The following is a 22,569-nucleotide window of genomic DNA, read 5'->3' on the forward strand; positions in this document are numbered from 1 at the left end:
ATGCTGCATTACAGGATACTCAGTTACGGCAGCGACTACGATTGGGGGCTGCTGGTAGGGCTTATCTCACTGAGGGATGAGTCGGAGATAGACAGGCAATTTGAAAAAAGGCTGAACAGCCTTGAAAAGGAAGAACCTTTCGCTGACGAGATGTCCGCAAGGCTGATGGCTGAACTGGACAATTCCCGCAGGACAGGGGACTATGCGGTAATAACGCCCAAGGGCAAGGGCTGCATAACCTGTCTGGCATCTTCGATTAAGTTCGGGCTGATGGTGCTGGATCAGGAAAAGGACGGAAATCCTGTCATAACCAAGGCAGGTGCTGTCAATGGCAGAGTGCTGGAATGGCTCTCGGAGAGAGGTGAGCATACTCTAGTGCTGACGGACAACGAGTGCGGTCAGCTGAGAGAGGTGCTCTCGCTGGTGGGCAACGGCATGGCTGACCTGGAATATCAGGGTCAGGTGTATTCGGCTTACAGCATAAGGGAGTGCATGGAAGTGCTTGCCCCACTGATGGAGAACGGTGCATAAGGCTTGATGAGGTGCGGTATTTGTGTAATATTTATATATCAGCACTTTATCACGCCATAACAAGTATGATTTACTGTGATAATTGACTAAATTTTCTCGTTAATGATTTGGTCTGACAAATTTAAAGAAATAGCCATAATATGATAGTATAATAATTTAGTGTGGAATTTATTTCCGCAAATAAACGGAGGTCATGATATGAAACATACCATTTCTGTTCTCGTTGAGAACCACAGCGGTGTTCTTTCAAGGATATCCGGTCTGTTTTCAAGAAGAGGATTCAATATCGAAAGTCTGGCAGTAGGTCCTACCAATGACGAATCGATATCGAGAATAACCATCGTTGCTGACGGCGACGAGCATACTGTCGAGCAGATCGAGAAGCAGCTCAACAAGCTGATCGAGGTCATAAAGGTCAAGACCTTCGGCAGAGACGAGTTCGTAGCGCGCGAGCTTATGATCGTAAAGGTCAATGCTCCTGCTGACAAGCGCAGTGAGATCATGACTATCGCAGAGATCACAGGCGCTAAGGTAATGGATATCACCCTTACCACCATGACGCTGGAGATATGCGACAGATACGACAGGCTTGAAAGATTTGAGAAGGTAATCGAGCCTTACGGCATACTCGAAATGGCAAGGACAGGAACTGTCGCTGTTGAGAGAGGTGCTGAGTATTTCAGCGCTAAGAAGTAAAGAAGTAGATTCCCCTTTTGTTTATTTAGGAAAAAGGGAAATATAAATCATTCCAAATTATTTTTAGGAGGAAATTAAAATGGCAGATGCAAAGATCTATTATCAGCAGGACTGCGACCTTAATGTACTGAAGGGCAAGACAGTCGCTATTATCGGTTACGGTTCACAGGGTCACGCTCACGCTCTGAACCTGAAGGAGAGCGGTATTGACGTTGTTGTTGGTCTGTATGCAGGCTCCAAGTCCGCAGAAAAGGCTAAGAAGCAGGGTCTGGACGTTCTTAGCGTAGCTGACGCAGTCAAGAAGGCTGACGTTATCATGATACTTATCCCCGATGAAAAGCAGGCTGCTCTGTACAAGAGCGAGATCGCTCCTAACCTGACAGCAGGCAAGACACTGATGTTCGCTCACGGTTTCAATATCCACTTCGGCTGTATCGTTCCCCCCGCTGATGTTAACATCGTTATGATCGCTCCTAAGGGACCCGGTCACACTGTTAGAAGCGAGTATCAGGCTGGTAAGGGTGTTCCTTGCCTTATCGCTGTTGAGCAGGACGCTACAGGCAACGCAACTGATATCGGTCTGGCTTACGCTCTGGGTATCGGCGGCGCAAGAGCTGGCGTTCTGGAGACAACATTCAGAACCGAGACCGAGACCGACCTGTTCGGTGAGCAGGCAGTTCTCTGCGGCGGCGTATGTGCTCTGATGCAGTGCGGTTTCGAGACACTGGTTGAGGCTGGTTACGATCCCAGAAATGCTTACTTTGAGTGCATCCACGAGATGAAGCTCATCGTTGACCTGATCTATCAGTCCGGTTTCGAGGGTATGAGATACTCCATCTCCAACACTGCTGAGTACGGCGACTACATCACAGGTCCTAAGATCATCACTGAGGACACCAAGAAGGCTATGAAGAAGGTTCTCTCTGACATTCAGGATGGTTCCTTCGCTAAGGAGTTCCTGCTTGATATGAGCGACGCTGGTTCTCAGGTACACTTCAAGGCTATGAGAAAGCTCCACGCTGAGCATCCTTCCGAGAAGGTTGGTACTGAGATCAGAAAGCTGTACAGCTGGAACAACGAAGAGGACAAGCTGGTTAACAACTAATTCCTTTTCGGTAACGCATTCGCGTTGAATAAAAGATCTAAGGCACTTTTGTCATGGTATGGCAGAAGTGCCTTTTTAGCTTTTGTAGGATCAAAGACTTGACAAAAGTGTTAAGAAATTGTATAATAAAAAACGCGGTACTTTGTATCGGTAAAAATATTTTACAGGAGGAGAAGGATAATGAAAAGAACAGCGGCATTTATAACTGCGCTGACTATGGCAGCAAGTGTGTTTGCTATCAGTGCTTCGGCGCTGAAAGGTGATGTCAGCGGAGACGGTAAAGTTAATGTCACAGATATAACGTTAATAGCTGCCCACGTTAAGGGCAAGAAGCTTTTGAGCGAAGAAAAGCGTGCAAAGGCTGACGTTACAGGTGACGGAAAGGTCAATATCTCGGATATCACTGCGGTGGCAGCACACGTAAAGGGCAAGAGGTTACTGAAAGAAAATGATGAAGCTAAAAAACGTGCGCTGGTAGAATACGATTTCGGACAGTTTAAAGAGGCTGTGGGCGGAAAGTATGAGTTTGCGGCTATCAACGGCGGACAGTCAGTAGCTCTGGGTGTTTACAACTTTGATGTATTCCCGAATACATATTTCTGCTTTGGATGGCGCGGCACAGAGTGCATGACAATGACCGAATCCGGTGAATATACTTTTGATAAAAAAGTATTTGAAGAAGCAATGGATGATAGCTGCCCCGTAAATAGCGTTCAGGTGGTAAAGGGCGGACAGATCGCTGATACCGACTGCGTTGTGGGCATGAAGTACAGCGAACTGAAGAAAAAGTTCAATCTTGGCAAGGCTCAAATCGAGAACTGCTCTCTGACCCCGAATATACGTACAACCATTGACGGTGTTAACTGGAGCTTTGTTTTCAATGATGAGGCAACACGTGAAGTATGCAAGAATGTACCACATATGCCTGACGCTCAGTGCTCGGAGTATTTTAAATTTGAAGATTATGATATAGACCCTGTATGCACCTATGCTATAAGTGACAACGAGGAATTCTTCAAACAACCTATGATCTACTACGATCTCGGTGAACTGAAACAGGCTATGTACGGTGAATATGATCTGGAAGTTATCAGCGTCGGTCAGGCGGCAGGTGTTGGTATGTACAACGATAAAGTATTCCCGAATTTAAGATTTGTATTCATGAGCGGATTAGGTCATCCATTCAATGAGATCCCCGGCGGACTTGAAGTTGACCGCGAGAATTTTGAAAGTCTGCCCGATAGTACGGAGCTATACGCCATTGAGCTTATGCCCGGAGCTAAGATACCCGGCAGAGGCGGCGCTAAGGTCGGTATGAAGTACAGCGAGTTAAAGGAATATATCTCGTTGGGCAAGGCTTACAATACATCGTCTGAATTCAGCCCTGTTATAAATGTGAATATGTTCCACGGCGATTGGCAGCTGATATTCGCTGACCGTGCTGCACAGGAAGCTGTAAAGGATATCAATCCGTTTGATGAAACTGAGAACAGTTTCAGTTTTGAGGATCTCGGTGTTGATCCCATGTCTACGCGAATGATATGGTTTAAACCTTACTATTGATAAAGCTGCGGATATAATGTAATAAGGCTATCCCGCTGACGCACCTGATTTAACAGCGTTCATAGGAATATAATGAGAGTTTGGCGGTTATCTTCCCCCCGCCGGCGGCGGCGGAAGATAACGTCAGCATAATATATACCTGTTGAGCCGGCATTTTAAGTGGTGTGGTAAAGGGATGATCAGATAATGTAATACAAAGGCACTTTTGTCGAAAGACGGAAGTGCCTTTTAATATGATGTGAATAAAAAGCTGTAGTATTATTATAAAATGTTTGATAATTTTTGTGTATTCTCTATATAGTATTTAGTCTATTATCTACAAAAAAGCACTTGACTTTTAGGGCGGAGATATTATATAATATAAAAGGTATAGTATGCTATCGCCTGCGGGCAGAGAATGGATAAGAGATAGAACCGACGGCGGTATGCAGCAGAATATGCGTGTGATAATTTGGGGAATGCTTATGAGATATTACATATACGGTTATACAGACACAGGCAGCGGGAGAAAAAATAATGAAGACGCTGTGCTGGTCAATAAGGAGGTCATAAATGAAGGCTTCCGTGAAGCGGTGCTGGATGCCCCGTTTATCACGGCGGTCTGCGACGGCATGGGCGAAGAGAGCGCAGGCGGGATAGCTGCGGGTCTTTGTCTGCGGGAGCTTGCATCGGTGAGTTACACCTCGAAGACCGATCTTAAACAGTCACTTATGGCCATACATGGTAAGATAAAGAAACGCAGTACCCAGGACAAGGCCTCTGCTAATATACAGACCACTCTTTGTGCTTTTGCTGTTGATGAGGACGGCAAGGGGCTTTGCATAAATGTGGGAGACAGCAGGATATACAGGTATGTCAACGGTGCTATAAGGCAGCTGACAACTGATCAGAGCTACGGACAGTATATGTTCAGCAAGGGCGAGATCGACAACGTGGAGGAGCTTGATCCCGAGGAAAGGGAAGCAGTGATATCCGCCATGGGAAGCCCGCAGAGCGATCCTCTGATAGATCAGACACCGCTGGTGAATGAATTCGGTACCGAGCCCGATGATATGATAATCATCACCACAGACGGTCTTTCGGACTTTGTCAGCGAGAACGAATTCGAGATAGGACTTGCAATGGATCTGCCTATATCCGAGAAGCTGGTGGCGATGGCAAAGCTGGCGGTACTCAACGGCAGCACGGACAATATATCTATAATAGGTATAAAGCCTTTCATTGATTTTGAGGAGCTTTCGGCGCTGACAAGGCATGACGCGGTGGGTACTACCGTGAATGTTATGGAGATGCTGGAAGAGCACGAGGGCGAAGAGGAGAAGGACGAGCTAAGTGATATACTAACCATAGACCTTGAAGCTATAATCGGTAAAAGCAAGCCTGTATTCCCGCCTGAATATGGTGATGGATCGCTGGCGAAGACGGAGCCTGAACCAATGACAGATCAGCAGCCCGACAATGAGCCCGATCCTGAAATGCAAGCTGAATCGGAGCAGGAGCCCGAGATCATACCCGAGCCGACTATCGAGAAAGTGGTCGAGCCTGTTTACGAATTGCAGACTGAATCTGACTGTGAACTTCAGCAAGTATTGGCACCCGAACCTGAAATGATACCCGAACAGGAGCCTGAAACAGAACCTGAGCCACAGCCCGAGTTTGATACAGAACCTGAACCTGTGTCAGGAGCGGATGACGAAATGCAGTCTGAAACGGAGGATGTATCGGAGGAGGAATCCGAAGCGATAGCCAAGCTTTTGCAAAAGTATATTTCGGAAACAAAACAGTATATTGACCAAGAGCTTGAAGAGGAGACGGAACAGCCTGTAGACGAAGAAGAGCCCGTATCTGCACACGAAGTGCTGACGGAAGAACATCATGATATGGTCAGCAGGGAAGAGATCGAACTGGAAGCACACGACCTGTTTATGCAGGCTCAGGCTTCGCTGTCCAGACTTTCAGGGCTTATCCCTAAAAAGAAAAAAATTTGAATAAATTTGCACTTTGATAAAGAAATACGAATTTCATGTAATTTTTATAACAACTATTAGGTAATAATGATAAAATATATGAAAAGTCTTGCTAAAGAATATAGTAAAATGATGAATAACGGTTACAAAGTATTGACAAAAACGGTCTTATGAGTTACAATTAATATTGTAAATAGACGATGAATGTCTATTTGATATTCTGTATTAATGAATTGGAGGATTTTGAAATGAAGAATTCTAAGATCGTTGCAGCTATGGCTGCTGCTGCTCTGACCGTTTCTATGATGGCTGTGCCCGTATCCGCTTTGAAGAGTGAGTGCGATGATATCGTAATCGATACCGAGAATAATCAGGCTGTGTTTGATATTATCGGCGCAGGTTATGATATTAACACTGTTGAGTCAGTTACATTCAAGTTCACTGTTGATGACGAAGAGAGCTTCGGCGGCGGTATCATGAGCTCCAGCACTGTTGATAACGGCTGGAAGCAGGATAACGACAACTGGGCTTGGGGCAATGAAGGTGCCGGCAAGGCTATCAACGCTGAGGGTGCAGACGGCGTATACACCTTAACATTTGATGTTGATGATTACTACACCTCTTTTGATGGCGACATCGAGTATGCTAAGCTCGTTGTACAGCAGTGGTGGGGCAATGAGATCACTTTCACAGGTGTTGATGTAGCAGTTGCAAGCAGCGAGGATGTAACTCCTACTGACGCTGAGACCACTGACGCAGAGACCACTGATGGTGAGACCACTGATTCCGAGACTACTGCTGAAGATGATTACACCACAGGTGATATGGACGGCGACGGCGTTATCAACATCAACGATATCGTTAAGCTGGCTGCTTTCATCAAGGGCAAGAGAATGCTTCCTGCTGCTGCTCTGAAGGCTGCTGACATCAACGGCGATGGCAATATCAACGTTACCGACCTCGTTAAGCTCGCTGCTCACGTAAAGGGCAAGAGACTTATTCCCGGCGTTGTAGCTAAGAAATAATCAATAACTGATTTTAAAGCGCTTTCGTCCTTTTGGGCGGAAGCGTTTTTTATTTGTGCGTTGTAGATAAAATTTCGCCGGTAAGTTTGTAAGGATTAATTGTTACAAAGTGGAAAAACCTGTTGAATTTGCAATAAAAATGTGTTATCATTATTGAAGTAGGGTTTAGTTTACTATTTTAGTATCCATATAAAGAATAGGAGAAGTAAAATGGCATACGGAGATTATGAAACTTACAACAGAGATAACGGCGGAAGAGGTTATGCATCTCAGGCTGACCGTCACATGGAAGTTGACATCAAATGCCCGAATTGCATGGGCGAGAGAGAGATTGATATTAATAATATGGTACTGGTTTGTCCTTATTGTGACAGCAAACAGATACTTTCGGAATACGAGATGGAGGCTTATTGCAGGCTGAAGGGTATAACTCCGCCTGTGAAGGCAGCACCGCCCGTATATAATAACTATGTTCCCAACGAGACCATCGTGATGAGGGAGTATGTTCCCAACCCACAGCCTTCTTATCAGCCTGTGTCTCAGCCTGAAACCAACAAAACACAGAAACTGCTGTGGATAATCGGACTCTTTGCTGCACCGTATATTACTATCCCTCTGTGGTTCATTGTGACGAAGAGGATACAAACAAAGTTCAAGGTCATTGTTGGCGTTATATTATTATTCATTATAATAAGCGCGGCTACATAATAGGGTCAGCTTCAAAGCGATAAATGTGTATCACACCTCCGATTTTTCGGAGGTGTTTTTGTGTTTTGGTAAATGTTTTACAAATTTTTGGTAACACTATGAATAAAGTGAGAAATCTATTCAGATTAACCTTAGAAATTTGAATTAAATGACGAAAAAGTTTTTAAATTGTGTATATTTATTGACAAAAGCCCTTTGTGATGGTACCATATTAATATATATAGCTTTTTGCAGGCTGTATGAAGCTGCACGGATCTGTCGGGAAACGTGGGGCTGATATTATTTTGGAGGGGGAATGCAAAAATGAGAAAAAGTACTCATAGACCGCAGTACAGGCTGCTTTCGGGATTGCTCTCGCTGGTATGCCTGTTTACTGTTGCCTTCGGGTCTGTGCCTTCTGTGAGTGCGGAATCTGCTGAACTGCCCGAGAACATCGAGCTGTTCTTCTCGAAGACCGAGACTGCCGGTACAGGCGAGGTGATTTCGGATGACGGAAGAACTGCTGATTACACCATCGAGGGAAACAAGCAGCAGGTAAATGTAATGCTGAGGCTCAGCCTTAACAAGACCTATGAGGCAGGTCGTCTGGAGATAGAGATCCCTTACAATGCCTTTGTTGACCGTGACGGCGAACCTTTTACGATGGCGGCAAAGGAGGCTTTCCTGAATCAGCTGTCGTCGGATACGTCGCTGCTGAAGGTCAAGGAGGACAGGTCTTATTCTGACGGCGTTATCATTCTTGAAAACGTTACGGCGTCTTCGCCGCATATCGACCTTAATCTGCATTACAGTATAAGTGCGAACAAGGTGATCGATAACAGTGTGCAGGACTACACTATCAAGATCTATGATAATGTGCTTCAGGAGGATCGTACGCCCGAAACTATAACGGCATCTTTCCACACCCATGTAAGAAAGGCCAGTGTGTATAAGTTTACCGAGGACGAGGGCGTTAATCAGGGATGCTACTATGCTTGGGACGATAGTCTTGAAACAAAGTATCATCTTTCGGATCTGGGCATTGATGAGGAAGAATTCAAAAAACAGCTGAAAGACTATGATTTCATCGGATATCGTCTGAAGACATCGGTGGAAAAGAATCAGCCTGTTATCACTTACATCAATGATATGCCTGACGGCGGTGAGGTCATCGCGGTATCACAAGCGGTTGATTATTCGGATACTATCCCGCTGAAAAAGGAGACCGAAGGCGAATATGCAGGTCAGTGGAAGTATGAGGGCGACGCTTCGCGTTTCATCGTGCTGGTAAGGTATCCTAAGGATGTAGCTGAGGCTGTTGATGCAAAAGGCAAACCGGCAAAGCTGAGAAATGATGTAACGGTCACTTATGTGGGCGTTGACGGTGACGTAAATGATGTTAAAGATGACAGCGACTCTATAACTTCTGTATGGCAGGATATGGGCGCTGTTTACAGCGGTGATATCTGGAGCGTTGTAAAAAAGGGCGGTCCTGACCCTGCGGGTGCAGTAGATCTGCTGAGAGCAGGCAAGGACGCAGAACTTTCATATCATATCGAGGGTATCGGTATGACATACAAGTACGGTGCTGTGGATGGCTTTACATACAAGGACGGTCCTTACTGGATGGAAGTTGTTGATGACGCACTTTATGTGAACGGTCTCGGTGATGACGGAAGTGATCTGGAGCGTTTGAAGCCCGATGATTTCTACTTTAAAACTTTCACTATGGAAGTCGTTCACAAGGCAGTAAAGTCTGTCAGCCTTAACCTTGATGTCAAGGAAAGCGAAGACCTGCCTATAAGCAAGAGAAAGCCTGTTGAGGTATATGTTATGACTGCTGATGATCCCGACAATTGGCAGCTCGATCAGGAGATATCTCTTGCTGACGGAAAAAGCGATTACAGATATGCCGATGCAAATGGCAATACAGTTTTTGAATTCAAGCACGAAAGGGTATACAGGATAAAGTTCGTATACCGCGATGCTAACGGTGATATCAACCTGAGATCCGACGTAACGGGCGTACTCAGGGGTGAGGGTCCTGTTGTAAAGCAGGTGCTTGAAAATATGGATAAGATACATCTGGGGAATTTCCAGGTGTTCAACTGGGATGGTCAGATGGGCTACAATGCTGCGGGCGAATGGGAGAATCCCACCAACGGCAGCACCATATATACATCCAAGAATTATGTAAAGCAGGATCTGCTTGATCTTGATGCTGAGCTTTATGACGGTCATTCCAATGAAGCGGGAAATGTCAAGGTAGCTACAAGGCTTTCGGCTAACAACAACCTGACAAGCATCGAACCTTTCTGCGGACTTTCAAAGAAGAGCAACGGTGTCGTGCAGGAAGACGGTAAGATATATACCTCTTACTATCTGGCAGCTGTTACCGGCAGAGCATCCAACGAGAAAGACCTCAGACAGCTGGCTGAGCTGGGAGTTATCAAGGGCGACAAGGAGATAGTGTTCCATGAGCTTCTGCCCATGGGCATGAGCGTTATTGAAGTCACTCCCATGCAGGAAAAGCTTAATCTTTCGGACAGCCCCAAGGAGTACAACTGGGATAGGCTGTGGTCGAAGAACAGCGGTCATGTTGAACCTATCAACAAAGAAGTTCCCGAGGTAACTCTGGAGACTGTGGATAACTACAAGGGTACTCACAGGCAGTACGCAAAGATCACGGTGAAGTATAAAGATCTTCCTGTAGTGAAGCTTGGAGAGGACGGCAACATCTGCTATTCTCTGGGCTCGGTACTCTTCCTGAAGGCTGTTGCTGACTATGAAGAGCTGAGAAGCACAAAGCTTGACAACTTTGCAGAAGCACAGTTCATCGACGAGAACGGCAGGCCTTTTGACCTTGTCGGTGTCAAGGCGCTGGCTGATGACGGCGAGATATTTGAGGGAGTCAAGGACAGAGACGGCAATAAGGCATTTGAGGATATCGACGGCGACGGCGATACAACACATACCAATATCGTTGCGGCTATGGCAGAAGACGAAGTTACAATGTACTATTCCGCAACTACACTGAAAAAGAAGATCAAGGCTGATGACTATGATCTGGATTTCAAGGACTTTACACAGACCTATGCGGGTCACAACTACACTTACAGACTGCAGTTCTTCTCGAATGAGGGCATTGCTAGGAATGTAGTTATTTACGATTCCATAGAGGAAGCTTACAAGGAACCTGCCTATGCGGGTATGCCTTACTGGAAGGGCACGCTTTACGGCGTGGATATCAGCGAGGCTAAGGAAGAGTTCGGTGATGTAAAGGTATATGTAAACACCAATAAGTTCTATGATGAGATAGAAATGGCTACAGATACCGCTCAGGGCAAGCCGGGACTTACTCCTGATATGCTTACCGAGGACAATAACTGGTACGAGATAGACCCCGATAATTACGACAACTGGGCTAAGGTAAAGACTATAGCATTCAAGATAGGCAAGGACGTTGAATTCGGTGCGGCTGATGATATGCCTCACTCGGTATGCGTTTACCTGAAAATGACTGCTCCTGACAGTATCCACAAGGATCAGACCAAGACTGATCAGGTGCTGGCTTACAATGCGCCTGCTTATTTCTGCGAGAAGTCGGTACAGACAGGATGGGTAAAGGATACAACTATCGCTAACGTTGTTACTATAGGTCTTAAATCCGCAGTTGAGAGTTTCCCTGCAATAGCAAAGACTGTTGACGGTAATACCTCAGATGATTTTGAGGCTGTATGCGATTTCGGCATCAAGCCTCTGAACGGTGCGCCTGCACCTAAGGCTTACAAGGACGGCGTATGGGGCAAGGCTATAAGCACTGTCAAGGTAGCTGTCAACGGCGGCGAGACTGCTATCGGTGACGAGAACGGCAGTCTGATGTTTACTGAACCCGGCGTATTTGAATACGAAGTATCCGAGAAGGCAGGCAATAAGAAGGGCATGACTTACTCGGGCGAGAAGTTCAAGGTGGTATTTGATGTCAGCGATGTCCGCAGGGATATACAGTATGACGACAACACCGAGCTTACTGTCAAGACCAAGGTATACCGCACACATGACCTTGAGGGCAAGGCACTTTCGGAGCCTGTGGAGGTACAGCAGATAGAGTTTACCAACGAGTATGCTCCCGCACCTGTAAAGGCTGAGATACCTGCCATCAGCAAGAAGATCGAGGGCAGCGCAAGAGGTGCTGAGAAGCGTTTCATATTCTCCATACAGCCCTTTACAAACTTTGGCGGCAGACAGGACGCACCTGCACCCGAGAATACAAGGGTGACTATCACAGGCGAGGGTACTGCTGAATTCGGTAAGGTGGAATTCACCGAGGCCGGTCAGTACGATTACGCTATATTTGAAGTAAATTCGGCTTATACCGGCTATACTTTTGATACCAGAGGATATCTGTTGAGATTTAACGTTACAGACAATGATGGTCAGCTTGTAGCAGAGGAACTTCCTTTACAGGTACTGTATCCCGAGACCAGGTATTACGAGCCTGCTGACAATGCTGAGTTCGTTAACGAGTATTCGCCTACACCTACCGACACGGTAGTATTCCCTGATGTTGTTAAGCTGTTCAGCGGTACTGAAAGACCCGATGACAAGGTATTCAGCTTCAGCATATCGGCTAAGGGTGACAAGGACATTCCTATGCCCGAAGTTACAAACGTGACTGTTGAGGGCGCAGGCAAGGCTTCCTTCGGTAGCATGACCTATGACAAGGTCGGCACTTATGTTTACGAGATAACCGAGGACGATCTGGACAGCAGCTATGTTGGTTACTCAAAGGATGATACGGTTTACACATTCACTGTTACTGTTACCGATAACGACAGCGTACTTTCGGCGACCACCAAGCTGACAAAGGACGGCGAAGCAGCTGATGCTGCTGAGTTTGTCAATGATTATACTCCTGTGGTGGCTGAACTGGTTCCTCCCGTAGCTGTCAAGGAGATAGTCGGAAATGACCCCAATGAAGAACAGCGTGTGTTCACATTTGAGCTGGCTGCTGCTGAGGGTGAATCTGCCGACACACCTATGCCCGTGAAGACCACCGCAACTGTAAACGGCAGCGGCAAGGCTGAAGCTTTTGGTGCTATCGCATTCACCAAGGCGGGCACATACCGCTATGTTATCAGCGAGAACGATCTTGATGAGAGCTATACACACTACACCAAGGACAACACTGTGTATACGCTGACTGTCACTGTAAAGGACGAGGGCGGCGAGTACAAGGCTGTATACTCCATCGAGAAGAACGGCGAGAAGGCTGACGAGCTGAAGTTCGTTAACACCTACAAGCCCACACCATTTGAGACCGAACTTGAGATCGAAAAGCAGGTAGAGGGCAATGCTCCTGATGAGGACGAGGTATATTCCTTTGAGCTGACAGGCAAGGACGGCGCTCCTGTTCCCGAGAACACAACTGTTGAGATCGAGGGCGCAGGCAAGGCTGTATTCGGCAGCTGGACTTACAATGAAGCAGGCACTTATGTTTACGAGGTAAGCGAGATCGCAGGCAGCAGTAATAACTGTACTTACGACAAGACTGTATTCACTGTGACTGATACTGTTACTGATGAAGACGGCGTGCTTACCGTAAGCAGAGAGATCGCTGACGGCGACGGAAAGTCTGTGGACGGTGCAGTATTCGTCAACATATATGAAGATGATATACCTACCGATGAAGAGGACAGCAATGTTCCTGAAGATTCTTCCAGCAAGCCAGAAAAAGAAGATGATTCTTCACGCGGAGTTGAGACTCCTGAGAATTCATCGTCCGCGACCGAGAGTTCTTCAAGCGAGAGTGAGAGCAGCAGCTCGAAGTCTGATTCTGAGACAAGCAGCGCGGGTTCTTCGACGACCACACAGAGCACCTCGAACCCCAACACAGGCGTTAAGAGCCTTGTGGGCATAGAGGTAGTTATGCTCGGCGCACTGCTTTGCGTGATGAAAAAGAAGAAGGACGACAAGTAAATAATGCGTAAAGGCGCATAGAACAACAAAGCACCGATATCACTCAGATATTGGTGCTTTTGCTATAATTATATGTAATGATCTGTGAGTTTTACTTATATGCAGTCATGAGAGAGCATACCGTATGCAGTCAAAGCTGATTTTTTATCCATCAATATCTCACTTAATTTCAACGTCATATCGCCGTCTAACTAACAATTTTCAACAGTGATAATAGTATAGTATTCACAAAGATAAATTATTTTCTTAAAACCTATTGACATGATAGGAAAAATATGATATCATTAGTCCATCGTAAGAAACCTAGTAAACAACTAGGATAACTAAAATAAGAAAGCGGGCGATGATATGAAGCATATCAGCCGAAGCGTAAAAGTATCATCACATCTGCGAATGTGCTGATCAGCATACGTTAATAAGGCATTTTAAGACAGTACGATAATATATAAATATCATGAAAAGAGGAATTAATTATGAGTAATATAAATGAGAGAAAACTGAGATTTGAGACCAGACAGCTTCACGTAGGTCAGGAGAACCCCGACCCTGCAACCGATGCAAGAGCAGTGCCGATCTACCTGACATCAAGCTATGTATTCCACAACTCCGAGCACGCTGCTGACCGTTTCGGTCTGAGAGATGCAGGCAATATCTACGGCAGACTTACAAACCCCACTCAGGGAGTTTTTGAAGAGAGAATAGCTTCCCTCGAAGGCGGTGTTGCCGCTCTGGCAGTATCCTCCGGTGCAGCTGCTATAACCTACGCTATACAGGGTGCAGCTCACGCAGGCGACCACATTGTAGCTGCAAAGAACATCTACGGCGGAACTTACAACCTGCTGAAGCATACACTTCCCGCTTACGGTATCGATAGCACTTTCGTTGATCCCTTCGACTATGAGGCTATCGAAAATGCTATTCAGGATAACACAAAGGCTATCGAGATAGAAACTCTCGGCAACCCCAATTCCGAGGTAGTTGATATCGAACGTATCGCAAAGATAGCACACGCTCACAATATCCCCCTGATAGTTGATAACACCTTCGCTACACCTTATCTGGTAAGACCTATCGAGCACGGCGCTGATATCGTTGTACATTCGGCTACAAAGTTCATCGGCGGACACGGCACAACAATAGGCGGCGTTATCGTTGACAGCGGAAACTTCAACTGGGAGGGCGCAGGCAAGCACCCCTGGCTGTATGAACCAAACGTAAGCTATCACGGCGTAAGCTTCACCAAGGCTGTCGGCGCAGCTGCATACGTTACCTACATCAGGGCTATCCTGCTGAGAGATACAGGCTCCACCCTCTCTCCCGTACACGCATTCGTATTCCTGCAGGGTCTTGAGACACTCTCGCTGAGAGTTGAGCGCCATGTTGAGAACGCGCTGAAAGTCGTACAGTTCCTGAATTCACAGCCTCAGGTAGAAAAGGTAAATCACCCATCAGTATCCAAGGATCCTGTTCAGCAGGAGCTTTACAAGAAGTACTTCCCCAACGGCGGCGGCTCTATCTTCACATTCGAGATCAAGGGCGGCGCAGCAGAAGCTCAGAAGTTCATCGACAACCTCCAGCTGTTCAGCCTGCTTGCTAACGTAGCTGACGTTAAGTCTCTGGCTATCCACCCCGCATCTACAACTCACTCCGAGTGCAACGAGGAAGAGCTTCTGGAACAGGGTATCCGTCCCAACACCATCAGACTTTCCATCGGTACCGAGCATATCGACGATATTATAGAAGACCTCTCCGAGGCATTCAAGGCTCTCTAAGGTATAGTGCGAAACCTTTCCGAGATCGATAGCATAACAAATTTTTCATAGGTCATTGACGATTCATACCTTCTTACTTATATAGTAAACGTCATTAGAAATTGCACTTTGAGAACGAGTAAAAGTTCGATATATGCTTTTGCGAAGTTCTCAAAGAGGCAGTTTCAATGTTGTTTACTATAAATACGTAAAATACCGCCGCGGTAAGCCATAGTACCGCGGCGGTGGTTTTTGTTGTGATCTTGAGTAAACTAACAAAAGACGCCTTTTTCACTCCCTATGCTTCGACCGATAAGAAAGATAGCTTTCAAGAATGATCGTGGCAGCCACCGTATCGACTACCGCTTTGCGCTTTTTGCCGCGCACATTGGTCTCGTTGAGGAATCTGTGGGCGGTTACGGTGGTGGAGCGCTCGTCCCACATTTTTACTTCAACATCCACAAGTTCGCCTATCATCGCAGCGAACTCCTCGCATTTCTGAGCTCTGCCGCCCCTTGAACCGTCCATGTTCAGCGGCAGACCGACTATTATCTCGCCTGCGTTCTGCTCCTTAGCGATATCAGCTATTTTTTGTGCCAGCCTGTCGGCATGGTACTCGGTGATGGTGCATACAGGCGAAGCCAGCATTTCCGAATTATCCGAAACAGCGATGCCTGTACGTGCATCGCCGTAATCTACTGCAAGAATACGCATATTCCGTTTCTCCTTAAAGTTTCAGATTTGATGTGTCTATAGAATCCATCTCAGCGGAGGGTTCCTGCTGACTGTTATCAGCATTGTATCCGCGGGGATAGGTGTGGGTCTCATAAGCCTGAGCGCTGTAGCGTCTCATAGGTTCGCCGCCTGCATTTGATGGAGGTGCGCTGAAATTGTTTGCAGGACCCTGATTGACATAGTGAGTTCTGCTGTTTTTGTAAGCTCTTGCGCGCTTTCTGGAAACAATAAACATCAATAAAGGTATCGCGGCTATGATGAATCCGAACAGCGGCATGAATCTTGCCGTGGAAAAATCCTGCTCTTCCAGCATATAATCAGCCAGCAATTCCTTTATCTCCCGTTCAGATGTCCCGCCGCTCTGCAAATACTTCATTGTATAATCCATCACATCATCGGGGATGGGCTTTGCTTTGAGTTCAAGTGCAACATGTTCTGTACTGCTGGTGACTTTTTCGCCCGCGTGTTCAAGTGCGTGTATCACAAGACTGTCCATCGTCTTTATGGTATCCTTGTTTGTGGCGTGAACAAGCACGTAATAGTTATCTTCTCCATTATTTTCATCATTGGTTATAAGGCAGAGATAGTAAGGTGTCAGCTGTTTTTTTACGGGTATGCCGCAGACGGTCTGGGTGCTTTCAAGGGTCGCAACCGTGCCGATGACATACTCTATCTTGCCCGTGATAAGCTCGTCCTGAGCGTAGTCCGTTCTGCCTTTTTCGTAGATTTTTCCGAAGTCCTTTTTCCATATCTTGATAGCATCGCCCATGGTGAATATCATCATCATTATACCGATTACAAATGCAACGATTTTAAGCACTGCTATCCTTGAACTTAAGAAGTTTCTCATATTCTTCCTCCATCTGAATTGTAGCCAGTGAACAAAAATGTGAACGAAAATTCTGCGATTGTGAATAAACTTTGTATCACACTTACAAAAAGTCTAATATTTTTTTGTAAAAAATGCTCATTGTGAAGTTTATGCTTTTCTATTATTATATACTAATTTACGGACTTTGTCAACGTACTAAAAACCGTATTTAGTTTCTGTGAAATTTTGCTTAATATTAGCTTTTTCCTCTTTACTTGAAGACTGAAATATGCTAAAATTACTTTGTATAATGAAATAGAAGGAAACTGGGGAAAAGAAAAAAACAGACGTTTAGAAAGGGTGCTTAAAATGAAGAAAAATATTTTTAGCAAGATCTCAGCAGCTGTTATGGCAGCGGCTATAATTGCAGGACAGGCTATCGTAGCTTGTGCATACGGCGATGTACAGCTCGATTGCACAAACGCAGTTGAATCTGACAACTGGACACAGAGCATACAGTTCAATTACAACGGTAATGATCCCGATGACCTCAAGTGCTTTGATGCTACAAGAATGACAGATAAGTCTGTTATCACGGTTACTTATGATATTCTCGAAACACACGAGGTCGATAGTCCTACAGGATTCCCCGTAGAGCTTATTTTCCAGAGCTGGTCATATCCCGATACTCCCATGGTCAACGCCAACGGCGGTGTATGGGCAAAGGTAGTTCCCGCTGTGTTAGATGAAGAGAATAACACAGAGTCTTTCAACTATGCAGATATCGTTGCTGCATACGGTTCTGACAACTTTGAGAAGGTAGACGCAGTTCTTTTCGGTTCTACCAATGATGCAAAGATCAAGGTGAAGACTGTTACAATTACCAACTGCAATGACAAGGGCAATCACTGGATTGATCCTGCCATCGCAGAACAGGAAAAGAAAGCACAGGAGCAGGAAAAGGAAGCTCAGAAGAAAAACATCACCGGCATAATCATCGGCATCGTTGCAGGCGTTGCAGTTGCAGTAGGCGTTATCTGGTTCATAATCAGCAGCAAGTCCCGCGAGGCATTTGATGTTTCCACAGGCGAGTTCATCGACAAGAAGGACGCCAAGTAATATATTTATATGATAGTTTTGCCCCGAAGCATTTTTGTGCTTCGGGGCATTTGATATGCTAATATGAATAACTGCCAAAGAATTAAGCTTTGGCAGTTTTTGTTTTTTTTCTTTATATCGCTACTTCAAATGTAGGCACTAATCTTCCGCTTACGCCCTCTGCTGCGGGTCTGTCTGCATCAGGGAGCCATGCATAGCGGATCTTATCTGCGCTGTCGGCTGTGAAGTCCAGCAGCAGTCCGCCGCGGTTTTCCTTGACGTTAACAGACTGCCAGCCCTCGGGGGTATGTACCTCGAAGTACTTGGTATCCTTATCGGTGAGCGTAACTTCCTCGCGGAAGCCGACCATTATACCGTCAGATGTGCGGCGTATCATTGTGGGGCTGACGGGCAGGGGATCGCCCTTGCCGTAGATAAGGCGCATTACGCAGTCGCAAAGTGCTGCTCCGACGCTTTCTTTATCTATGGGGTGGAGATCGTTGTTCTCGCCCATGCCAAGAGTTACTGCCATTGTAGTATCGGGGATATTGCAGCATTCAAGCTGTTTCTGGCGGATCTTTACCCAGCCTTCGCCGCCGGGAGTCCAGTTCGGCAGCTGAACCGATACTACGGGTATCTTATAACCACAGCGTTCTCTGTAATACTCGACAAAGCGTCTGAAAAGTCCGTCGTAGATATCTGCGTTGCCGCAGTTAGTCTCACCCTGATATATCAGCATACCTTTGAAAGGCAAGCGGTATGCGGGGGCTGTCATATAGGCGTAAACAGCCAGTTCCTTGGAGGGCAGGAATTCTACCGTGCCGCGGAGAGGAGCTTTTACTGCGGGGATGAAATCCCATTCGCCTTCAAGGTCGATTACGGTATCACCCAGCTTTACGCAGAAGCGCTTGCCCTCGGTGAAGCCACCGAAGCCGTTGTTTATATCCAGCCGTACAGCCACGCGGTTGGTGCCGTGCTTGAGGATCTTAGCGGGGATATCATAATATCTTGGGGGATAAAGGTAAGTCGTTTCGCCAACCTTTGCGCCGTTTATATAGGATATATCAGCATCTACCAGAGTGCCAAGTATCAGCATGGCATCGCTGAGGTCGGCGCTTGCGGGTATCTCAAACTCTTTCCAGAACCATATACGTCCGCAGAAACCGTTCATATCTGGGAGATCGTTGACCATGAACGGTACGGTGCATTTTTTGCTGTCGGCGTGGTATTTTCCGCTGACGATATCCTTGCCTATCTTATCGCGGCTTTCAACATAAGCCGACCATTCTTTCTCGATCTTTTCACCCTCAGCCAGAGTTTTCTCCATATAGCCATCAGCTGTGACGGTATCTGTGACGGGGTCAAGTTCGCGGAACTCACGGCAGACCTCTGCGGGGATACGGCCCTCGATAGCCGAACCGCCTGCTGATGTATTAACAAGACCGATGGGTACACCTATCTCAGCGAATAGCTTCTTTGCGAAGTGATAGCCTGCGGCGCTCATATTAAGCTCAGTGTCATCGCAGGCGCGAATCCAGCTTCCGCCTGTGAAAGTTCCCGCTTCCTTGCCTGCTTCAAAACTAAGGGCGATCGGCACACGGTATTCACGGATAAGCTCTTCCTCGGGCACGGGCACATCACCCTTGAAAGGGTCATAGGTGCGGTTGAGGGGGAGCTCCATATTCGACTGTCCCGTGATATGGAAAACATCGCCGAAAAGTACATCGCTTATGACCTGCATAACGTTGCCGCAGCGTATTTTTATGGTGTAGGGCAGACAGTCAGCCTTGCCCTCAGGGACCGCTATGCGCCATCTGCCGTCGGCGGCAATGCGCGAACGTCCGCATATCTTGTCATCTCGTTCAAGGGTGAGGGTCATTTCGCCCTCGCCGTCGCCTGTTATAAAATTCTCGACACCTCTCTGGAGTATCATTCCGTCTGAAAAGATGTCGTCAGCCTTAAAAACACTCATATTCTTTACTCCTAATATATCTCTCGTCCGTTTTCGTCGTCGATTCCCGAAAGCCTGTGGAAGAAGCAGTTGATTATATCCCGCCATTCCTTAGCACATCTCAGCTGTTCGGCAAAGCGTTCACAGCCGTTTTTGAATGTGCGGTCATCTATTTTGCCTTCAAGCCCATGCCACAGTTCGGCAAAATGCTCTGCCTTGGCGTAGCCCTCGAAGTGGGTATCATATATGTGCTGTATCACGGTCTTTCCGCTGTGTAGCCTGTGAGTGTAGGGCACGCGGTGGAAGAACAGCAGGAGTTCATCCGGGCATTTGCTGATATCTCCGTAGACCTCTGCAAGTGCTGGGGCGTACTGTTCACTGTATCCCGAACCCGAAGCGCTTCTGTCAACGCCAACGGCATCTCTGTCAGCACGGTTGTATGTGCCCCATCTGTCGAACTCATAACCCCAGGGGGACGGACCGTAATGGTCATTTGGGTGGCACATCCAGCCTATGCCCAGTGGGACGGTGTAATCTTCATAAGCTTGCTTTGAACCGAGAAGTATCTCCTTGACTGCCGCGGTGACTTTTTCATCATCACCGAAGGTCAGTCTTGTCCATTCTTCAGCTAACTCGTCACAGGTCAGGTTCTCATCAAAGAGAAGTCTGCCGTAGCCGTATAGGTTTGCGGCGGCAAGTTCACTGCCTGTCCAGCAGTAGCTGTCGCCTGTATTTGCCACAGCGGCAACTCCGCGAACTATCCTGCTGACACGGTCATCGGGGAGATCGTGGCAGGTGTGATGTTCCATTATTTCCTTGAACATGGGTATCAGCCAGCAAACGTGTTTCTGCTGACCTGTGTACTCCTGTGCAAGCTGGAACTCTATTATCATATTGGTATTTTTCATTGCACCGAAAAGGGGATGCACGGGTTCGCGTATCTGGAAATCAACAGGACCGTTTTTGGCCTGAAGATACACATTATCATCGAACTGACCGTCCAGGCCGATGAAGTTCTCATAGCTGGCACAAGCCCTGTCGGTCTTCTTGTCGCGCCAGTCCTGAGTGCAGTTGTACACGAAACAGCGCCAGATAACTATACCGCCGTAGGGCTTTATCGCCCTTGCCAGCATATTTGCACCGTCAGCATGAGTTCTGCCGTAAGCCATAGGTCCCGGCTCGCCCTCGGAATCGGCTTTTACAAGGAATCCGCCCAGATTTTTTATCTTGCCGAATACCAGTGCACAGGTGGTGTTCCACCATTCGATGACATTTTCATCCAGCGGGTCGGCGGTGTCCAGTCCGCATATAGTTTTCGGTGCGGCAAAATCGGGGCATATAAAAAGCTTTATGCCGTATCGTGCGAAAAGTTCGCCCAGGTTTGCCAGACTTTCGGCAAACTCTATTGACAGCAGAAGCTTCGCTTTGCGGCGTACATTAACGTTATTTATGACTACGCCGTTTATGCCGATGGAAGCCATCAGCCTTGCGTACATTACTGTGCGCTCGTTTATCTCAAGTTCTTCGTTGATAAAGAAAAATGACTTGCCCGAGTATCCGCGCTCGATATCGCCGTCAGCTTCGTCCCAGTGGTTCAGCATACGTATGGGCTGAGAGGGCTTGCTGTGGGCAGTGAAGCTGCAGAATTTTCCCGAAAGGGCAGTCTGTCTTAAAAATGCAAAAACGCCGTACAGCAGACCTGTTTCACTGCCTGCGCATATCTCGGTGATGTTCTCGGAAGCCGCGATATCGTATTCTTCTTCGGCAAGTTCAGGGTGTATAGTCATTACGATAAGGTATGAATCATCATCGAACACCTCGGACTTCCAAACCACTATCGCCTCAGGCACCATGGAAGCCATAGCGATCTTCAGTTCTTCAAAGGCAGCAGAATCCTTCAGCGAATGGTCGCAGCTTATTATCACCCTGCGGCGCGTATCCGCCAGCTTTCTGTAATCGAGCCATAATTTTGAAAATCCCATTATCGTTGACCTCCGTAACTTACCCTGAATACTATGTTTACCCTATTATATTTCAAATACGGCGCATTTTGCTATCCATTTATTGCGAACTTTCCGTCATAAATTGATAACATATATATAATGTCCGAAGGGCTCACGTATAGTGCATTGTTCAAAAGCACGATGATGCTCCGGAATATGCTATTTTGCCCAGTTTGGGCAGGTTCAGAAATGATAATATTACACGAGATGTTTTAATAATAATATTGAAAAATGGCTTCGGATGTGTTATAATATAATATTGTAAGAATTAGTTTTTTTAGGACGCTGAGAAGCGTTCGATCGGGTTGGAAAAACTGGATATATCGAAATGGAGCTTCCTGTAACCAAACAAATCAAGGGGTTGCAAAAAAGAACACCTCAGTGTAGAATGTAAATACTGACGATGCGAAAGTTAGTAATACAAACTACAGAAAGGTGTCCTCTATATGTATTATACACAAAATGAAAAGATTTTGCAAGTAGGAGAAGAAAAAATAATTGTCGGGATCGATGTAGGCAGCGAAAAGCACTATGCCAGAGCATTTGACTGGAGAGGGATGGAGTATTCAAAGAAGGCCTATGTGTTCACAAATGACGCAGAAGGATTCGCAGGCTTTTTTGAATGGATCACCGGGATCATGGAAAAGAGCGGAAAAGAAACCGTTAT

General features: G+C 46.5%; 14 protein-coding genes and 1 pseudogene. 11 read left to right on the forward strand and 4 right to left on the reverse strand.

What is annotated here, in order from left to right:
• The 9 genes from BM265_RS05320 to BM265_RS05360 all read left to right on the forward strand — a co-directional run bounded on the left by BM265_RS05320 (nucleotide 1) and on the right by BM265_RS05360 (nucleotide 15,325).
• On the forward strand, nucleotides 1-531 hold the full coding sequence (locus BM265_RS05320; protein WP_074960525.1) for a hypothetical protein: 531 nt from the start codon (nucleotides 1-3) through the stop codon (nucleotides 529-531).
• Nucleotides 532-729: 198 nt separating this feature from the next.
• On the forward strand, nucleotides 730-1,227 hold the full coding sequence (gene ilvN, locus BM265_RS05325; protein WP_074960526.1) for an acetolactate synthase small subunit: 498 nt from the start codon (nucleotides 730-732) through the stop codon (nucleotides 1,225-1,227).
• 79 nt (nucleotides 1,228-1,306) lie between these two features.
• Nucleotides 1,307-2,332 carry a ketol-acid reductoisomerase gene (gene ilvC / locus BM265_RS05330; RefSeq protein WP_074835872.1) on the forward strand — a complete coding sequence of 342 codons (1,026 nt, stop codon included), beginning with the start codon at nucleotides 1,307-1,309 and terminating at the stop codon, nucleotides 2,330-2,332.
• 180 nt (nucleotides 2,333-2,512) lie between these two features.
• Nucleotides 2,513-3,895: a dockerin type I repeat-containing protein gene (locus BM265_RS05335; protein WP_074960527.1), complete on the forward strand. Its 1,383-nt coding sequence runs from the start codon at nucleotides 2,513-2,515 to the stop codon at nucleotides 3,893-3,895.
• A gap of 374 nt (nucleotides 3,896-4,269) precedes the next feature.
• Nucleotides 4,270-5,883 (forward strand): protein phosphatase 2C domain-containing protein, encoded by a 1,614-nt coding sequence (locus tag BM265_RS05340; protein ID WP_074960528.1) that lies wholly within the window; start codon nucleotides 4,270-4,272, stop codon nucleotides 5,881-5,883.
• Nucleotides 5,884-6,110: 227 nt separating this feature from the next.
• Nucleotides 6,111-6,887, forward strand: coding sequence for a dockerin type I repeat-containing protein (locus BM265_RS05345; protein WP_074960529.1), 777 nt, complete (start codon nucleotides 6,111-6,113; stop codon nucleotides 6,885-6,887).
• A gap of 210 nt (nucleotides 6,888-7,097) precedes the next feature.
• The gene (locus tag BM265_RS05350; RefSeq protein ID WP_074960530.1) at nucleotides 7,098-7,595 is read left to right on the forward strand and encodes a TFIIB-type zinc ribbon-containing protein; all 498 of its coding nucleotides are present in this window, start codon (nucleotides 7,098-7,100) and stop codon (nucleotides 7,593-7,595) included.
• 303 nt (nucleotides 7,596-7,898) lie between these two features.
• Nucleotides 7,899-13,553 (forward strand): Spy0128 family protein, encoded by a 5,655-nt coding sequence (locus BM265_RS05355; protein ID WP_074960531.1) that lies wholly within the window; start codon nucleotides 7,899-7,901, stop codon nucleotides 13,551-13,553.
• Nucleotides 13,554-14,026: 473 nt separating this feature from the next.
• Complete coding sequence (locus BM265_RS05360) at nucleotides 14,027-15,325, forward strand: O-acetylhomoserine aminocarboxypropyltransferase/cysteine synthase family protein (protein WP_074960532.1); 1,299 nt, start codon at nucleotides 14,027-14,029, stop codon at nucleotides 15,323-15,325.
• A 270-nt stretch (nucleotides 15,326-15,595) separates the two neighbouring features.
• Here BM265_RS05360 and ruvX read toward each other — a convergent pair whose 3' ends face one another.
• Entirely contained in the window at nucleotides 15,596-16,018 is a 423-nt protein-coding gene (gene ruvX, locus BM265_RS05365) for a Holliday junction resolvase RuvX (protein WP_074960533.1), read from the reverse strand.
• Nucleotides 16,019-16,031: 13 nt separating this feature from the next.
• Complete coding sequence (locus BM265_RS05370; protein ID WP_074960534.1) at nucleotides 16,032-16,889, reverse strand: DUF6709 family protein; 858 nt, start codon at nucleotides 16,887-16,889, stop codon at nucleotides 16,032-16,034.
• A 330-nt stretch (nucleotides 16,890-17,219) separates the two neighbouring features.
• Between BM265_RS05370 and BM265_RS05375 the strand changes: the two genes are divergently transcribed.
• Nucleotides 17,220-17,969: a hypothetical protein gene (locus tag BM265_RS05375; RefSeq protein WP_074960535.1), complete on the forward strand. Its 750-nt coding sequence runs from the start codon at nucleotides 17,220-17,222 to the stop codon at nucleotides 17,967-17,969.
• Nucleotides 17,970-18,081: 112 nt separating this feature from the next.
• Here the strand turns inward: BM265_RS05375 and BM265_RS05380 are convergent, their stop codons facing one another.
• On the reverse strand, nucleotides 18,082-19,920 hold the full coding sequence (locus tag BM265_RS05380; RefSeq protein WP_074960536.1) for a sialate O-acetylesterase: 1,839 nt from the start codon (nucleotides 19,918-19,920) through the stop codon (nucleotides 18,082-18,084).
• Between the two features lie 11 nt (nucleotides 19,921-19,931).
• A complete protein-coding gene (locus BM265_RS05385; protein WP_074960537.1) occupies nucleotides 19,932-21,881 on the reverse strand; it encodes an alpha-glucuronidase in 1,950 nt (649 codons plus the stop codon).
• A 467-nt stretch (nucleotides 21,882-22,348) separates the two neighbouring features.
• Between BM265_RS05385 and BM265_RS05390 the strand changes: the two are divergent.
• Nucleotides 22,349-22,569: pseudogene (locus BM265_RS05390) on the forward strand (IS110 family transposase); the annotation flags it as partial.

The sequence above is a fragment of the Hominimerdicola alba genome (assembly GCF_900112155.1).
GTDB classification, from domain to species: domain Bacteria; phylum Bacillota; class Clostridia; order Oscillospirales; family Ruminococcaceae; genus Hominimerdicola; species Hominimerdicola alba_D.

What these genes read in the sequence shown, in the direction of transcription:
- ilvN (WP_074960526.1), top strand. Translation starts at nt 730, where the DNA reads ATGAAACATACCATTTCTGTTCTCGTTGAGAACCACAGCGGTGTTCTT.
- BM265_RS05360 (WP_074960532.1), top strand. Translation starts at nt 14,027, where the DNA reads ATGAGTAATATAAATGAGAGAAAACTGAGATTTGAGACCAGACAGCTT.
- BM265_RS05335 (WP_074960527.1), top strand. Translation starts at nt 2,513, where the DNA reads ATGAAAAGAACAGCGGCATTTATAACTGCGCTGACTATGGCAGCAAGT.
- BM265_RS05375 (WP_074960535.1), top strand. Translation starts at nt 17,220, where the DNA reads ATGAAGAAAAATATTTTTAGCAAGATCTCAGCAGCTGTTATGGCAGCG.
- BM265_RS05380 (WP_074960536.1), bottom strand. Translation starts at nt 19,920, where the DNA reads ATGAGTGTTTTTAAGGCTGACGACATCTTTTCAGACGGAATGATACTC.
- BM265_RS05320 (WP_074960525.1), top strand. Translation starts at nt 1, where the DNA reads ATGCTGCATTACAGGATACTCAGTTACGGCAGCGACTACGATTGGGGG.
- BM265_RS05370 (WP_074960534.1), bottom strand. Translation starts at nt 16,889, where the DNA reads ATGAGAAACTTCTTAAGTTCAAGGATAGCAGTGCTTAAAATCGTTGCA.
- ilvC (WP_074835872.1), top strand. Translation starts at nt 1,307, where the DNA reads ATGGCAGATGCAAAGATCTATTATCAGCAGGACTGCGACCTTAATGTA.
- BM265_RS05385 (WP_074960537.1), bottom strand. Translation starts at nt 21,881, where the DNA reads ATGGGATTTTCAAAATTATGGCTCGATTACAGAAAGCTGGCGGATACG.
- BM265_RS05355 (WP_074960531.1), top strand. Translation starts at nt 7,899, where the DNA reads ATGAGAAAAAGTACTCATAGACCGCAGTACAGGCTGCTTTCGGGATTG.
- BM265_RS05345 (WP_074960529.1), top strand. Translation starts at nt 6,111, where the DNA reads ATGAAGAATTCTAAGATCGTTGCAGCTATGGCTGCTGCTGCTCTGACC.
- BM265_RS05340 (WP_074960528.1), top strand. Translation starts at nt 4,270, where the DNA reads ATGCTATCGCCTGCGGGCAGAGAATGGATAAGAGATAGAACCGACGGC.
- BM265_RS05350 (WP_074960530.1), top strand. Translation starts at nt 7,098, where the DNA reads ATGGCATACGGAGATTATGAAACTTACAACAGAGATAACGGCGGAAGA.
- ruvX (WP_074960533.1), bottom strand. Translation starts at nt 16,018, where the DNA reads ATGCGTATTCTTGCAGTAGATTACGGCGATGCACGTACAGGCATCGCT.